The organism is Chromohalobacter sp. 11-W, from assembly GCF_029889905.1.
GTDB lineage: Bacteria > Pseudomonadota > Gammaproteobacteria > Pseudomonadales > Halomonadaceae > Chromohalobacter.
Genome location: NZ_JARANZ010000001.1, coordinates 59,764 through 75,292, shown reverse-complemented (window position 1 = coordinate 75,292; position 15,529 = coordinate 59,764). Strand labels below are relative to the sequence as shown.

The 15,529-nt window shown below is 63.0% G+C and carries 16 protein-coding genes; 4 read left to right on the top strand and 12 right to left on the bottom strand.

All coding sequences use genetic code 11. From position 1 onward, the window contains the following. Positions 1 to 3: 3 nt before the first annotated feature. The 8 genes from OP494_RS00380 to OP494_RS00345 all read right to left on the bottom strand — a co-directional run bounded on the left by OP494_RS00380 (position 4) and on the right by OP494_RS00345 (position 8,441). On the bottom strand, positions 4 to 1,143 hold the full coding sequence (locus tag OP494_RS00380) for a polynucleotide adenylyltransferase (protein ID WP_280538769.1): 1,140 nt from the start codon (positions 1,141 to 1,143) through the stop codon (positions 4 to 6). A gap of 4 nt (positions 1,144 to 1,147) precedes the next feature. After that, entirely contained in the window at positions 1,148 to 1,480 is a 333-nt protein-coding gene (gene glpE, locus OP494_RS00375; protein WP_280538768.1) for a thiosulfate sulfurtransferase GlpE, read from the bottom strand. Between the two features lie 25 nt (positions 1,481 to 1,505). Then, the gene (locus OP494_RS00370; protein WP_280538767.1) at positions 1,506 to 2,324 is read right to left on the bottom strand and encodes a symmetrical bis(5'-nucleosyl)-tetraphosphatase; all 819 of its coding nucleotides are present in this window, start codon (positions 2,322 to 2,324) and stop codon (positions 1,506 to 1,508) included. Between the two features lie 17 nt (positions 2,325 to 2,341). Beyond that, positions 2,342 to 2,725, bottom strand: a complete 384-nt coding sequence (gene apaG / locus OP494_RS00365; protein ID WP_280538766.1) for a Co2+/Mg2+ efflux protein ApaG — start codon at positions 2,723 to 2,725, stop codon at positions 2,342 to 2,344. Further along, positions 2,722 to 3,537 (bottom strand): 16S rRNA (adenine(1518)-N(6)/adenine(1519)-N(6))-dimethyltransferase RsmA, encoded by an 816-nt coding sequence (gene rsmA / locus OP494_RS00360; protein WP_280538765.1) that lies wholly within the window; start codon positions 3,535 to 3,537, stop codon positions 2,722 to 2,724. Before rsmA ends, apaG begins: the two co-directional genes overlap by 4 nt. Before the next feature lie 33 nt (positions 3,538 to 3,570). After that, positions 3,571 to 4,596 carry a 4-hydroxythreonine-4-phosphate dehydrogenase PdxA gene (gene pdxA / locus OP494_RS00355; RefSeq protein WP_280538764.1) on the bottom strand — a complete coding sequence of 342 codons (1,026 nt, stop codon included), beginning with the start codon at positions 4,594 to 4,596 and terminating at the stop codon, positions 3,571 to 3,573. Further along, positions 4,596 to 5,903, bottom strand: coding sequence for a peptidylprolyl isomerase (locus OP494_RS00350; protein ID WP_280538763.1), 1,308 nt, complete (start codon positions 5,901 to 5,903; stop codon positions 4,596 to 4,598). The genes pdxA and OP494_RS00350 overlap by 1 nt, the downstream gene beginning before the upstream one ends. Positions 5,904 to 5,975: 72 nt before the next feature. Then, positions 5,976 to 8,441: an LPS-assembly protein LptD gene (locus OP494_RS00345; protein ID WP_280538762.1), complete on the bottom strand. Its 2,466-nt coding sequence runs from the start codon at positions 8,439 to 8,441 to the stop codon at positions 5,976 to 5,978. A 214-nt stretch (positions 8,442 to 8,655) separates the two neighbouring features. On the opposite strand from OP494_RS00345, the gene OP494_RS00340 reads away from it, so the two are divergent. The 4 genes from OP494_RS00340 to speD all read left to right on the top strand — a co-directional run bounded on the left by OP494_RS00340 (position 8,656) and on the right by speD (position 11,893). Then, positions 8,656 to 9,687, top strand: coding sequence for a phosphotransferase (locus OP494_RS00340; RefSeq protein WP_280538761.1), 1,032 nt, complete (start codon positions 8,656 to 8,658; stop codon positions 9,685 to 9,687). Continuing rightward, on the top strand, positions 9,684 to 10,352 hold the full coding sequence (gene murU, locus OP494_RS00335; protein WP_280538760.1) for an N-acetylmuramate alpha-1-phosphate uridylyltransferase MurU: 669 nt from the start codon (positions 9,684 to 9,686) through the stop codon (positions 10,350 to 10,352). Before OP494_RS00340 ends, murU begins: the two co-directional genes overlap by 4 nt. Positions 10,353 to 10,495: 143 nt before the next feature. Beyond that, positions 10,496 to 10,915 (top strand): OsmC family protein, encoded by a 420-nt coding sequence (locus tag OP494_RS00330; RefSeq protein ID WP_280538758.1) that lies wholly within the window; start codon positions 10,496 to 10,498, stop codon positions 10,913 to 10,915. A 183-nt stretch (positions 10,916 to 11,098) separates the two neighbouring features. Further along, positions 11,099 to 11,893, top strand: coding sequence for an adenosylmethionine decarboxylase (gene speD / locus OP494_RS00325; RefSeq protein WP_040244482.1), 795 nt, complete (start codon positions 11,099 to 11,101; stop codon positions 11,891 to 11,893). A 143-nt stretch (positions 11,894 to 12,036) separates the two neighbouring features. Here speD and coq7 read toward each other — a convergent pair whose 3' ends face one another. From coq7 to purD, 4 genes are all read right to left on the bottom strand, one after another. After that, entirely contained in the window at positions 12,037 to 12,678 is a 642-nt protein-coding gene (gene coq7 / locus OP494_RS00320; RefSeq protein WP_280538757.1) for a 2-polyprenyl-3-methyl-6-methoxy-1,4-benzoquinone monooxygenase, read from the bottom strand. Positions 12,679 to 12,816: 138 nt separating this feature from the next. Then, positions 12,817 to 13,158: a histidine triad nucleotide-binding protein gene (locus OP494_RS00315; protein WP_280538756.1), complete on the bottom strand. Its 342-nt coding sequence runs from the start codon at positions 13,156 to 13,158 to the stop codon at positions 12,817 to 12,819. A gap of 59 nt (positions 13,159 to 13,217) precedes the next feature. Then, complete coding sequence (locus OP494_RS00310; protein ID WP_280538755.1) at positions 13,218 to 14,090, bottom strand: phosphoribulokinase; 873 nt, start codon at positions 14,088 to 14,090, stop codon at positions 13,218 to 13,220. 138 nt (positions 14,091 to 14,228) lie between these two features. Continuing rightward, positions 14,229 to 15,527, bottom strand: a complete 1,299-nt coding sequence (purD, locus tag OP494_RS00305) for a phosphoribosylamine--glycine ligase (RefSeq protein WP_280538754.1) — start codon at positions 15,525 to 15,527, stop codon at positions 14,229 to 14,231. Between the last annotated feature and the right edge of the window lie 2 nt (positions 15,528 to 15,529).

Below are 15,529 nucleotides of genomic sequence, written 5' to 3'. Positions count from 1 at the left end.
GGCTTACAGCTTATACAGCTTGACCACGTCCTCGATGCTGGCCAATCGACGCTGGGCCAGCGCTTCTCCCAGCGCCTTGCCGCGATAGCCTTCCTCGAGCAACGTGCGTGGTTCGATCTCGATCGCTTGTTGCCAGGCCTCTTCGATACACTCGGCCAACGCTGGCGCTTCCTGGGCCAGATAACGCTGCAAGGGCTCGATGCGCTCGCGACGCCGCCAGGCATCGATGCCATCGAACCAGGCCAGCACGTCGTTAGCCTCCAAGGCCCGGCCTTCAGCCGTCTGTTTCAGCGCCCGGGTACGCGCCACCTGGCGAGCAAGGTCACGCCACGCATTGGGCACACGCAGGCGCTCGCACAACGCCTCGCGCGCTTCGTCGGCCAGGGCTTCTAGCAAGCGCGCCCAACGCCACATCGCGGGTTCGTCGGTGGCAGGCAATGTCGCCATGGCCTTTTCGCCAAGGTCGAGAGCGGCGGCGGCATTCAATTCCGGCATCCACACGGCCAGGGCCCCGCACTCTTGCAGCGCTCGGAAGTAGGCGATGGGACGCGGCTCAGCCAGCGCCTTGACGGTCTCCTGCCAGACACGCTCGGCGACGAGGTGACCGATTTCGCCGCTGTCACATAGTCGACGCATCAGGCGCTTCGTGTCGTCGGCGATGACGAAGCCCAGATCCCGATAGCGCGCCCAGAAGCGTGCCGTACGCAGCACACGCAAAGGGTCTTCGATGAACGCCTCGGAGACATGACGCAGCACGCGCGCGTCGAGATCCTGCGCCCCGTGGAAAGGATCGACCAGATGCCCTTCAGGGTCTTCCGCCATGGCGTTGATGGTCAGGTCGCGGCGCGCCAGGTCTTCCTCGAGGGTCACCTCAGGGCTGGCGTGAACCACGAACCCGGTATAGCCGTGCCCCTGCTTGCGCTCGGTACGCGCCAGGGCATACTCCTCGTGGGTCACCGGGTGCAGGAAGACCGGAAAGTCGCGCCCCACCGCAATGAATCCCCGCGCGGTGAGTGCTTCCGGGGTGGCACCGACCACCACCCAGTCTTCATCGGTGACTGGCCAGCCCAGACGCGCATCGCGCACCGCCCCGCCTACCCGGTAGACGGCGAAGCCTTCGAGCACATCGCGCGGCTCGTTCATCGGCTCAGCTCTCGACCTGCTCGGGGTGGCGCGCGGCCCAATCGGTGAAGCCGCCGTCCAGACTATAGACATCGCTAAAGCCTTGGGCCGCCAGCCAGGTCGCCGCCTGCTGGCTGGAGTGGCCGTGATAGCAGACCACCACCATGGGGCGTTCACGCGGCGCCGACTCGAACAATTCCGCCACGCTGGCGTTGTCGAGGTGGTGGCTACCGGGAATATGCCCCTGCGAATAACTCAACGGGTCGCGGATATCGACCAGCGTCAGCTCACGGGCGTTCTCGAGCCATTCGGCCAGCGTAGTCGGGGCAAGGTGGGTAAAGCTCGTCTCGTGAGACATGAAAATGCTCCTTGGCAGATCAGTATCAACGCCGCGGATGGGCCGGCTCGACGTAACGTTCGCCACTTTCCAGATCGACCGCGGTCAGCTCGCTACCCCAGACACAGCCGGTGTCCAGCGCCAGGGCGCGCACGCGGGCTTCGGGGGTCTTGCCCTGAAGCGCCGCCCAGTGACCGAAGACGATACGCGGATCATCATCACGCGGGTAGGTGAACCAGGGTGCGAAGTCGGCGGGCGCGCTATCCAGCCCTTCTTTGGCGTCGAAGTCGAGCGTGCCGTCGGCGGCGATGAAACGCATGCGCGTGAAGGTATTGACGATGACACGCAAACGCTCGATGCCACGCAGGTCCTCCGACCAGCGCGCCGGCGAATTGCCGTACATCGCGGCCAGGAAGTCGCCCACCGCATCGCCACGCAGCACCGCCTCGACCTCGGCGGCGTAGTCGCTCGCCTGCTGCAGCGACCAATGTGGCGGCAGCCCGGCATGTACCATGACGGCATCGAGCGCGGCATCATGCACCAGCAGTGGCTGGCGACGCAGCCAATCGAGCAGCTCGTCGCGGTCATCGGCCTCGAGAATCGGTTGCAGCGTATCGGAACGCTTGAGCGGCGCGTCGGCCCAGGCCGCCGCCAGCAAATGCAAGTCGTGATTACCCAGCACGACCCGGGCACTGTCGCCCAGCGCCTTCACGGCGCGCAGGCAATCAAGCGACCCCGGCCCACGGTTGACCAGGTCGCCTACTAGCCACAGGCGGTCGCGCCGTGGATCGAAGGCAATCCGTTCGAGCAACGCCGCGAATTCCGTATAGCAGCCCTGCAAGTCGCCGATGGCATATGTCGACATATTTCTCCCAACCAAACTCAGTGTACCTGGTTAGGCCCCGCAAGACGGAAGGCCGCGATGGGGACCTCGAAGGCGCGCTGCTCGGTCGTGTCCAGGCAGGTATAGCTCCCTTCCATGACGCCCACCGGGCCATCGAGCACCGCGCGGCTGGTATAACGAAAGCGTTGACCGGGGCCGATCAACGGCTGCTGCCCTACGACGCCCTTGCCGCGCACTTCCTGCACCTTGCCGCTGCTCTGGGTAATCTGCCAATGGCGCGCCAGCAGTTGGATCGAGCGCATCGAGCGGTTATGCACGGTAATCGTATAACTGAAGACGTAACGCTGTTCGGCGGGAGCGGATTCACCTGCCTGGTAGGCGGGCTCGACTTCCACCTGGACTTCCGCGGCCACGTCGCTCATGGCGTCGCTCCCGCGACATGATTGGCAATACGCACCAGCTCTGCGACGCTCAGCGTCTGCGGGCGACGCCCCGCATCGATCTCCAGCGCCTCCCACGCCGCGTCGTCAAGGCGCCCCTTGAAGTTATTACGCAGCGTCTTGCGACGCTGGCCGAAGGCCTCACGCACGATCTCGCTAAATAGCGCTTCGTCATGCGCGACATGCGGTGGCGTGGCGTGCGGTACCAAACGCACGATCGCCGACTCCACCTTGGGACGCGGCGCAAAGGCTTCCGGCGGAACCACGAACAAATTGTCCACCCGGCAATAATATTGCGCCATGACCGACAGACGCCCCCATGCCGAGCTCCCCGGCGTCGCCGCCAGACGCTCGACGACCTCCCTTTGCAGCATGAAATGCATGTCGGCGATGGCGCCACGCGCCGTCAACAGATGGAAGATTAGCGGCGTGGAGATGTTGTAAGGCAGGTTGCCAATGACACGTAGCGGCTTGCCGGGCACCTCCCCTTCCGCCGCGAGAGCGGCGAAGTCGAACTTGAGCGCGTCCCCCTCGTGAATGACGAACGCAGGATAATTGAAGAACTGCACGCGCAGCCCCGGAATCAGGTCACGATCCAGCTCGATGACCTCCAGCGCGCCGGAGGCATCCAGCAGCGGCTCCGTCAACGCGCCTTGCCCGGGGCCGATTTCGATCAAGCGCTGATCGGCCCTCGGCGCGATGGCATGCACGATACGCGCGATAACACCGGGATCGCGTAAGAAGTTCTGACCGAAGCGTTTACGGGCCTGGTGGACCGGGGGGCGATTGGACATGGACGTGGTGTATTCCTTGGGGCAATCGGGCATTCATTCAGGTGCGAAATGGTCGCTACGGGCCATCCTGGCGGCGACGTCGAGCGCCACTCGCAAACTGCCGGCGTCGGCCTGGCCACTCGCGGCCAAATCAAGCGCCGTACCGTGATCGACAGAGGTGCGAATCAGCGGCAACCCCAGCGTCACGTTAGCGGCTTCGCCGAAGCCGGCGTATTTCAGTACCGGCAAGCCCTGGTCGTGATACATGGCAAGCACGGCATCGGCATGTTTCAGATGATGCGGCGTGAACAGCGTATCGGCGGGCAAGGGACCGATGAGATCCAGCCCATCGCGACGTAGCTCGGCCAGCGCCGGCGCGATGATATCACGCTCTTCGGTACCCAAGTGGCCGTCCTCGCCGGCATGCGGATTGAGACCACAAACCAGGATGCGCGGCCGCGCGATGCCGAAGTGGCGGCGGAGATCCGCGTCCAGAATCGTTGTCACGCGACGTAAACTCTCGGCATCGATGGCATCGGCCACCGCGCGCAGCGGGAGATGCGTCGTCGCCAACGCCACGCGCAAAGGCGGCTCGGTGCGTTCGGTGGCCAGCATCATTACCACCTCCTCGACACCACAGGCATCGCGCAGGTATTCGGTGTGGCCGGTAAAACCGGGATAGCCGCCCTCGATGATCGCGCCCTTGTGCAAGGGAGCGGTGACCATGGCATCGGCATGGCCATCACGACAGGCCGCGATAGCGACATCCAGCGTTTCGAGCACATAGGCGGCGTTGGCGGGATCGAGCCGGCCGGCCTCGGAGGGGGCTCGCAGTCGCACCGGCCACACCGGCAAGACACCGTCACGCGGCGCAGGTACCGGCGCCCCATCGGCCAATGGGACGATGCGCACCGCCAACGCCAGATGCGCGGCGCGCTCGGCCAGCAATTCGGGATCGCCGATGGCAACGAGGCGCGTCTCGTGATCCTGCCACGCCACCGCCGCCAGTGCCAGCGTCAAATCCGGGCCGATTCCCGCCGGCTCGCCGGTGGTCAATGCCAGCACCGGAGAAGACGTCATCACTGCTGGCCGTCTTCCAGGCGGTTATCGATATACGCGCCGGAGCGGATTTCTTGCGTCCAGGCCTCGAGTTCGTCGTTCACCTTGCGCTGGAACAGGGTCTGACGGACCTGTTCGCGCTGAGCATCACGGGTCACGTCCTTCTGGCGACGATCTTCGAGCTCGATCACATGATAACCAAAGCGCGAACGCACCGGCTGAGACAACTCGCCGACATCCATGTCGTTCACGGCATTCTCGAACGACGGCACCATCTGGCCGGGACGCACCCAGCCCAGCTCACCACCGTCGAGGGCGCTGCCGTCGTCGTCGCTGTACTGCTGCGCCAACTCGGCAAAGCTCTCGCCGCCCGCGATCCGTCGACGAATGTCCTCGGCCAGCGCCTCGGCCTGCTCGTCGTTACGGTTCGGATTGGTGCCGATCAGGATATGGCGCACTTGGTTCTCGGTGACCACCGTCTTCTGTTCGCCCTGGCTGCCGCGCGTCTCGATGCGCTTGACCAAGTGGAAACCGCTGGGGCTACGTACCGGCTCGCTGACCTCGCCGTCGGCAAGCTGGGGCACCACATCGGCAAAGATCGTTGGTAACCGGTCACCGCGACGCCAGCCCAGATCACCACCGGAAAGCGCCTGCTCGCCATCGGAATCGGCCGTGGCGAGTTGCTGAAAATCAGCGCCATTTTGTAGCTGGCGATAAAGATCGCGTGCCTCGGTCTGCGCCTGTTCGACCTGCTCGGGCGTGGGCGACTCGGGTAGCGAGACGAGAATGTGCGCCAGATGATAGGCCGTATCGGAAGATTCACCTTGCTGATCGAGATAGCGATCCACTTCACGATCGGTAATGTTGACGCGACTGGCAACCTGGCTCTGTTGCACCTGACGCAGCAGCATCTCGCGACGTACTTGTTCGCGTACCGCCGCCAACGACATGCCGTCTTGCTCGAGCGAGTCGGCGAACTCATCCAGCGTCATGTCATTGTTCTCGGCGATATCGCGCACGGCGGCATTGAGCTGCGTATCGTCAATGCTCACATTGGCGCGGTCGGCCATCTGCAACTGGATTTGCTCGACGATCATGCGGTCGAGCACCTGGCGGCGCAGGTCTTCCTTGTCCGGCACGGGCACATTGCGCCTGGCCATCTGCTGACTTACCTGGGCAACGCGATCCTCGAGCTGGCTCTGCATGATCGCATCCTTGTTGACGACCGCCACGATGCGGTCCAGCGGCTGGGGTTGTGCCAGCGCTACTAGTGGCGTCAACGCCATCAACAGCATGAAGCCCAGGGAGGCGAACGATCTCAAGCGCATGAAGTCCTCTCTACGTTACTGTCTTGTCGCCGGCGCATGCCTGAACCGGCGGTGAATAGATGCCAATGTGGCTTAGAAGCTCGTCGCCCGGTAACCGGGAATGGCTTCCTCGAAGTAACTATCGGCTTCCTGGCCAACGCCACCCAAGCCCTTGAACACGAAGCGCAGGAACAGTCCGCGATCCGTGTAGTCGTCATCGATGGTATTGGCGGTGTCATTGTCTTCGACCCACTCACGCCAGACGAGCTGTACCGCGGAGCAACAGTCGTTGAACTGGATGCCCGCCAATTGCTCCAGAGCGCGATCATTGGTGTTGTCATACAAGAAACGACCGATCAGATCCAGATTCGATGTCGCCCGATACGCGAACGACACGTCGTAATCCTCGCGATTGTAGCCCAGGCGATCCTCGGCATCGTCCTGCGGCTGAAACCCTTCGAGTTGCCAATTGTAGCCAAGGTTCAATACGTGGCCCGCGGGATCCTGGTACTGCAGATACGCCGAGGCCTTCTCGGTCATGCTGCGATCGGGATCATAGAACCAGGAATAGCGGCTACGCCAGCGCTGGGTCATCTGCCATTCCAACTCAGTGATCACTGGCGAGCGGTCCCGCGTGGCGTTGTACCAGTCCTGATAATTGCGCTCACGATCCGGCAAGGTGTCGGGGTCGCCGTTCATGTCGATGTTGCGATTGGAGAAATAGCTGCTTTGCCCCACCGACAGCGACAAGCGTTCACGCCCGGTAGCGTCTTCCAGAAAGCGTGTAGAGGCGCCATAAGACAACTTGTTGACATCGCCCAGGCGGTCGGCGCCGGAGAACCGGTAAGGCGACCACAGCTGCCCCCAGGAGACGGCACGCTCGCTGGTATCGAAGTCGGGGAAGTCGCTCTGGTCACGTTCCGGCACGTAAGCGTAGTAGAGTCGCGGCTCCAAGGTCTGGCGCCAATCGGTGCCGAACAGCGTGGTGTCGCGCTCGAAGATCAGCCCTGAATCCATCGACAGCACCGGCGCCACCAGGGAAGGGTCCTCGTCGCGGTCGGTTTGCCGATTGCCATAATCGAGTTGGTAGCTCGACTGCCAGAGCTGCGCGCGCGGCTCGAAAAAGCCCCAACTGGGATCGGCGCGCCACCCCAGCGCCGGCGTCAGATGCACCCGCGAGCCATTGGCGGCCTCGCGCAGCGGAATTCTGCGCTGATTGCCGGTTTCCTCATCTGTCCACAATCCCTGGCTGTTGACACCATCGAGATTGCGCCAGAAGTAGGTCGCGTTGGAATTCCACTCCTGATAGAAGCCGTTGTCCTGGCTCCAGCGGGCATCCGCGCTCAGGCTGGGCAACCGATAGAAGGGCTTGTCGTCCTCATCGAGTGGATAGTCGAGCTTTTGATATCCTTGGGCACGGGCATCGAGGCGCCAAGTATCGCCGCGATACGTCATGCGTGCCAGACGCGCCAGGTGATCGGTATCCTGCTCGGCAAAATCGCGGCCGAAATCATCGAAGTAGCGACCGTCGCTCGCCGCCCCATACGCCAGTTGATAATCCAACTGCGGGGTGAAACGTCCTGCATGTTGATAATCGATGTACCAGCGCTCTTCGCCCTCAAAGGCGTCATCGGGGTCGTTGGGGTTATCGCTTGCGCCGCCCCGATCGCTGGCCAGATAGGCACCTTCGACCGTGCCCTGATCGCTACCGAACAAGTAACGGAACTCACCGCCCAGCATGGTGCCGTGCTCGCTCATCCAGCGCGGCGACAGAGTGGCATCGTAATTGGGCGCCAAGTTGAGATAGTAGGGCTGAGTATAATCGAGCCCGTCGCTCGAAAAGCCCAGCGTCGGCCATAGGAAGCCGCTCTGCCGGCGATCGTCGATGGGGAAACGTATCCAAGGCCAATAGAACACCGGCACGTCGCCCATCTCCAGGCGTGCATTGGTCGCGGTACCGAAGCCCTCTTCACGGTCCAGGGTCACGTCGCTCCCCACCATGCGCCACAGGCGATTACCCGGCTCGCAGGTGGTAAAGCTGGCATCGTCGAGGCGATAGCGGCCGTCGGGCAGGCGTTGAAGTTCGATGGCATCGCCACGCAAGCGCTGATCGTGGATGACGTAATGTGCATCGTCGATTTGGGCGGCGTCGCTATCCAGCGCCATGCTGGCATCGCCGCCGCGCACCAGCAGCCCTGGATTGCGAACCGCCGTCGGGCCCTCGGCGAAGGCGCGATCGCGCTCGGCGTTGACACGCACGCGCGGCGACTCGAGTTGCGTCTCGCCACGCCGCAGCGCCACTTCGCCGGACAACATGGTGCCGCCATCGTCGCCATAGGCCGCTTCAGCCGAGTCGGTGCGGATCTGCCGAGGCGTATCGCCGGCAGGCAGCTGATAGCCTGGCTCGACGTAGCGCCCGCTACACAGCGCACCTTGCGGCGCGTTATCGCCCCAAGGCTGCCAGTCCAACTGCTGCGCAGGCAGGGGGGCGGGAGGCGCTGCGTGGGCAGCGGCGGTCATCAAGCCTGAGAGGGCAGTCCAGAAGAATCGCTTGCCCATGGTCCTCTGTGTCCTTGCCGAGTGGAATCGGTATTATACAGTCCCTGTCGCGTGCGTCTGCCTCGCTAAGACACACCCAGTGCGGCACGCAGACGTATCACGCGGCGCCATGAGCGTCGGCGATGCGCGACGAGTGAAGGACGCGCCAGGGAATCGACGCCCAGCATGCGGCGGCGAACCAGGCCCGTCAACACGCAACCCACGAGGAGCCTGCATGAACGAGCGCTCGGAAACCCTGCAACGCTGGGTCGCTCGGCAACACGCCCTGCCCTTCGACGCCTGCCCGTTGGAAGACGTCGCCGGCGATGCCAGCTTCCGCCATTACTACCGTTTCCGTCTGCCCGATGGGACCCCGCGCGTACTAATGGATGCCCCACCCGAGCACGAGAACAGCCAAGCGTTCGTGGACATCGCCCGTGCTTGGCGCGCGGCGCGGCTACCGGTGCCAGCCCTGTATGGCGTCGATCTCGAGGCCGGCTTCGTCGAACTCGAAGACCTGGGCGACGACGTCATGCACCATCACTTGGGAAGCGATGCCGATGCCCACATCTGGTTCGAGCGTGCCCTGCATCTGCTGGAACACCTGCAGCGCCAGGCGCCCTGCGACGACCTGCCCGAGTATGACCACGCCCTGCTAGCGCGTGAGCTGGATCTTTTTCCTGAGTGGTGTCTCACGGAACTGCTCGACCTTCCCATACCGCCCAGTTGGCCCGCGCTACGCGAGTCACTCATCGACACCGCCCTCGCTCAGCCCCGGGTCGCCGTCCACCGCGACTTCGACGCCATGAACCTGATGCTGCACGAGGACGCCCTGTGGCTCATCGACTTCCAGGATGCTGTCCAGGGGCCGATCAGCTACGACCTGGTATCGCTGCTACGCGGGCGCTATCGCTTGTGGCCACAGGCGCGCATGGCCGACTTCATCGAGAGCTTCCGCCAGCGCGCACAGGAGGATGGACGCCTGGCATCCGTCGACGCCAACACCTTTCATCGTCAGGTCGAGGCCATGGGCGTGCAACGTTCGCTCAAGGTACTGGGGATTTTCTGCCGCCTGACGCTGCGCGATGCCAAGCCGCGCTACCTGGAGCGCCTGCCGCACTTCCTGGCGCATTTGCGGCAAGGACTTGCGGCACTTCCCGAGCACGGTGAATTCCTCACCTGGGTGGACACCACCTTCACTCCCGCGCTGTGCCGCGAACTCGACCGCCGGGGCGTCCCCCATTCCCTGGAGGAGTGCACTTCATGAAGGCCATGATCCTCGCCGCTGGCCTGGGGACGCGGATGCGCCCCCTCACCGATCATTGCCCCAAACCACTGCTTCCGGTCGCCGGCAAGCCGTTGATCGTGCACCATCTGGAGCGTCTGGCGGCGGCGGGCATCACCGATATCGTGATCAACGTCAGCTACCGCGCCGAGCAGATCGTCGAAGCTCTCGGCGACGGCCAACGCTTCGGCGTATCGCTCGCCTTCAGCCACGAGACGACGCCCCTCGAGACGGCAGGCGGTATTCGCCATGCACTGCCCTTGCTGGGCGACACGCCCTTTCTACTCATCAATGGCGACGTCTGGTGCGATGTCGCGCTGGAGACGCTGCCCGAGTTGAGGGACGATCTCGCCCATCTGGTCTTGGTCGACAACCCCGGCCACCACACCAAGGGTGACTTCGCCCTCGACGAGGCGGGACGCGTGCGGCTCGAAAGCACCCCCCGACTGACCTACGCGGGAGTGGCGCTACTCGACCCCGCGCTCGTCGCCTCACTGCCTGACGACACGCCCACCAAACTGGCGCCCCTGCTCCGTGAGGCGATCACGGCGGGACGTGTCGGCGGCACTCATCATCGCGGCGGCTGGGTGGATGTTGGCACCCCCGAGCGCCTCGAGGCGCTGGACGCCTACCTGCGCGACATTTGAGATCGGCCATGGGCATCCCCACATTGAGTGAACGCCCCACACGGCGAGAGGCGACATAGACACGCCTCTCCCGTTACCATGCAACGTTTCCGAGCCACGCCCCAGGCGCGCGGCACACGCAGACAGATGAGGAACCCCAGCCCATGAAAGCCAGCATCAAGTGGACCGACGGTCGCCAGTTCGTCGCCGAGGCCGGCAGCGGCCATAGCGTGGTGCTCGATGGCAATCCCGAGCACGGCGGCCGCAACACCGGTGCACGCCCCATGGAGATGATGCTCATGGGCCTGGGTGGCTGCACCTCATTCGACGTCATGCAGATTCTCGAAAAAGCGCGTGCCTCCGTGACCGACTGCGTGGCAAGCGTCGAGGCCGAACGCGCCGAGGGCACGCCCTCGGTATTCACCAAGATTCATGTGCATTTCACGGTGACAGGCCACAGCCTCAAGGAAGCCCAGGTCAAGCGCGCGGTGGAACTTTCCGCCGACAAGTATTGCAGCGCGTCGATCATGCTCGCGCGCGGCGGCGTCGAGATGACGCATTCCTACGAGCTCGTCGAGGCATGAAGCGCCCATGCGGCGTGTGCGTGACGACATGATCCGCATGGCGGCCTAAAAGAAATTGCAATCGACAGATGCGCCGGTCACGGTGGATGTGCATAATACGCGCCTTCCTGCATACGCATCTGCTCGGGTTCCGGCGCCTGTTCGTCGGGTTCAGTACCAACCTGCCAACTGGGAGGCTCGGACGTGACCGATAATCTCCGACTCCACGGGTTCAACAACCTGACCAGCTCGCTGAGCTTCAATATCTATGATATCTGCTATGCCAAGACGGAAGAGCAGCGCAAGGCTTACATCGATTACATCGATGAGCTTTACAACGCCGAACGCCTGACGCAGATCCTCAAGGACGTCACCAACATCATCGGTGCGCACGTGCTCAATATCTCGCGCCAGGATTACGAGCCGCACGGCGCCAGCGTGACCATCCTCATCGCCGAACATGAGCTCGATGAGCACGATCCCGAGCATATCGAGCCGGGGCCGGGGCCGCTCCCCGAAACCGTACTCGGGCACCTCGACAAGAGTCACGTCACGGTGCATACCTATCCGGAGTCGCACCCGGACAACGGCATCAGCACCTTTCGCCTGGACATCGACGTGTCTACCTGCGGCATGATCAGCCCGCTCAAGGCGCTGAACTATCTCATCCACAGTTTCGATTCCGACATCGTGACCACGGATTATCGCGTGCGCGGCTTCACGCGCGACGTCGACGGCCGCAAGCTGTTCATCGACCACGACATCACCTCCATCCAGGACTACCTGGCGGAAGATACCAAGCGCGCCTATCAGATGGTCGACGTCAACGTCTATCAGGAAAACATGTTCCACACCAAGATGTTGCTGAAGGACTTCGAACTCGACAATTACCTGTTCGGCAGCACGCGTCGCGACCTGACCTTCGAGGAAGCCCGCAACATCGAGGATCGGCTGCGCAAGGAGATGCTGGAAATCTTCTATTCCCGCAACCTCGACTGATTTGCCGCTGCGCGGCGACGCCTTGATCCGTCAGTTTGAAGTGAGAAGAAAAAGCGACCCCCACCTTGGCTAGGCCGAGGTGGGGGTCGCTTTTGGGTATTTCTCTTCTAGCGCCCGGCTTCGCGCTTATAGCTGTAATGCGCTTATAGCTTATAAACCGATCTGGTCATCACCTGCGACATCACCCGCATGCCCAGCTTGAGAGGAGCAGGGAAGCGCGAGCCGCCCGCCTCCAGCGCCCAACGTTCGTGATGCGCTTCGTCGGTGCGCATCTGCTCGAGCACCGCCCGCGAGCGCCTGTCGCCCTGCGGCAGTTTGTGCATGTGATCGTCGAGGTGACGACCCACCTGCTCCTCGGTAGCAGCGACGAAGCCCAAGCTGATGTTATCGCCCAGTACCCCAGCGAGTGCCCCCATGCCGAATGACGCCGCGTAGAACGCCGGGTTGAGATAGCTGGTCCGGTCATTGAGCTCGCGCAAACGTTCATCGCACCAGGCAAGATGGTCGATTTCCTCGGCCGCCGCCTGTTCCATTTGATCGCGCGTCTCGTGCAGCTTGGCGGTTGACCCCTGGCCCTGATAGAGCGCCTGGGCACACACCTCACCGGTATGATTGATGCGCATCAGCCCCGCAGCATGGCGACGCTCGGCGTCGGTCATTTCGGCATCCTGCGTGCCTACGGCGGGGTTGGCGCGCGAGGCACTGGCGGCGTGCGGCACCAGCGTGCGCAGGATAGTATCGAACTGCTGGATCAGGTTATCGGTGCGGGAAAGCTGACGGGACATGTAGGAGTCTCCATGCAACGAAGCGGAGTGTAAAAAGCGCGGCCATCGTGAAACCGGGCCACTCGAGGAGCGAGCGGCCCGGTAGCATCGATGCGTCCATCGCTGGGAAGAAACGCGCAAGATGCTGGCGCGTTACGGTCAGCCCGCTGGCCAAGTGAAGCGACGACCGCCCATCAAATGCATATGCACATGATAGACCGACTGGCCGCCATGTTCATTGCAATTCATCACCACACGATAACCGTCCTCGGCAAAACCGAGGTCCCGCGCCAGGCGTGCGGCGGTATGCTGTAGCCGCCCGACCAACGCCAGATCGTCCTCTTCGATGTCGTTGAGCGTGGCGATGTGCTTCTTGGGGATGATCAACACATGCGTGGGCGCCTGGGGATTGATGTCGTTGAACGCCAATACGTGATCGTCCTCGTAGACGATATCCGGCTCGATATCGCGGTTGACCATCTTGCAGAACAGACAATCCATGGGCCTTTCCTCCTCGCGTCGATGTAGAAATAGCTGCCTAGGCCTCATCTGAAAAGTGCCTAGCGGAAGCGGCGCTGATCCAACAACTGCGTCACCAGCGGTGCCAGAATCAAATCCATGGCTAGCGACATGCGTGCGCCCGGCACCACCAGGGTATGCGGGCGCGTCATGAAGGAGTCGCGAATCATGGTCAGTAGATACGGGAAATCCACCGCATGCGGGTCGCGAAAGCGAATCACCACCATGGACTCGGCATCGGTGGGAATGTCCTGTACCTCGAAGGGGTTGGACGTATCTACCGTCGGCACACGCTGAAAGTTGATGTGACTGCGGGAGAACTGCGGCTGAATATAACGCACATAATCGTGCATGCGCCCCAGGATGGTATCGATCACCGATTCCTGCGAATGGCCACGCAGATTGGTATCGCGGTGAATCTTCTGGATCCACTCGAGATTCATCGTCGGCGCTACGCCGACCAACAGATCGACATGCTTGGCGATATCGTATTCATGCGTCACCAACCCGCCATGCAGGCCTTCGTAGAATAGCAGGTCGGTGCCGCCGGGGACTGGCTCCCACTCGGTGAACGTGCCCACCTGATACCCCGCCTCGATATGCTGCTTGTCCTCGGCATGGATGTAATGACGATGCATGCCCATGCCCAGGTCGCCGTATTCCTGGAACAGGCCCTCGAGGCGATCGAGCAGGTTGGCTTCCACCGCGAAATGCGAAAGTTCGGACTTGCGGCTAGGCTCCTCCTCGAAGATGCGCGCCAGCTCATCGCGCGTGTAGCGATGAAAGGCATCGCCGTCGACAAACGCCGCGTGAATATCCTCGCGCGCGAACATGCGCTCGAATGTCCGCTTGACGGTCGTGGTACCGGCTCCAGAGGAGCCGGTTACCGCGATGATCGGATATTCACGCGACATGGCGCGTTTCTCCGATTAGCGAAATCCTCGACACTCGGCGCATGCTGGCCGCGCGCTCGGCACTGCTCGATCGTACAGCTTCCATGTCGCGTTACCCTGCTCGTCACTTATCGTTAGTAGAGCGGCATGCCGAACGCCTCATGCGCCGGCGTCACGCTCCCGGGCCACCGCGCGATGGGCGATGTCACGGCGATACAGCGCCTCTGGCCAATCGATCGCTGCCACACCTTCATAGGCATGCTCGCGCGCCACCGTGACACGTGCTCCCAAGGCCGTCACACATAGTACGCGGCCACCGCTGGTCACGACCCGACCATCGTCGCGCAAAGCGGTGCCGGCGTGGAATACCTTGCAGCCCACGGCCTCGGCGCCGTCCAACCCTTCGATGACATCGCCCTTACGGTAGGCATCGGGATAACCGCCGGCCGCCATGACCACGCCCACCGCCGCACGAGTGTCCCAATCGCATTGCTGAGCCGCGAGCTGCCCTTGGGTCGCCGCCAGGCACAGCGCCACCAAATCCGACTTCAAGCGCAGCAGGATGGGCTGGGTTTCCGGGTCGCCGAAACGGCAGTTGTACTCGATCACCTTGGGCGCGCCTTGCGGCGAGATCATCAGCCCGGCATACAGAAAGCCGGTATAGGGGCGCCCTTCGGCGGCCATGCCGCGCACGGTGGGCAGGATGACCTCATCCATGATGCGCTGTTCGACCGCCGCAGTGACGACAGGCGCCGGCGAATAGGCGCCCATGCCTCCGGTGTTGGGGCCCGTATCTCCATCACCGGCACGCTTGTGGTCCTGGCTGGTGGCCATCGGCAACACGTGCTCGCCGTCCACCATGACGATGAAGCTGGCCTCCTCGCCTTGCAGAAACTCCTCGATTACCACCCGCGCACCGGCATCGCCGAAGGCATTGCCGGCTAGAATGTCACGTACCGCCGCATCGGCCTCTTCCAGTGTCATGGCCACGATCACCCCCTTGCCGGCAGCGAGACCGTCGGCCTTGATGACGATCGGAGCCCCCTGCTCACGCACGTAGGCCAGTGCCGGTTCGAGATCGGTGAAGGTGGCATAGGCGGCGGTGGGAATCGCATGCCGAGCAAGGAAGTCCTTGGCGAAGGCCTTGGAACCCTCCAACTGAGCGGCAGCCTGAGTGGGGCCAAAGACAGCCAACCCCGCCGCTTGAAAACGATCGACCACACCCTCGACCAGCGGCGCTTCGGGGCCAACGATGGTCAGCTCCACGCCATTGTCGCGGGCGAAGGCCTCTAGCCCCGGCAGGTCGGTGGCGGCGACATCCACGTTAGTGAGTTTCGACTCGCGCGCCGTGCCGGCGTTGCCCGGCGCCACGAAGACGGCATCGACGCGTGGAGATTGGGCCGCCTTCCAGGCGAGTGCGTGCTCGCGGCCACCGCCGCCGATGATCAAAACCTTCATCT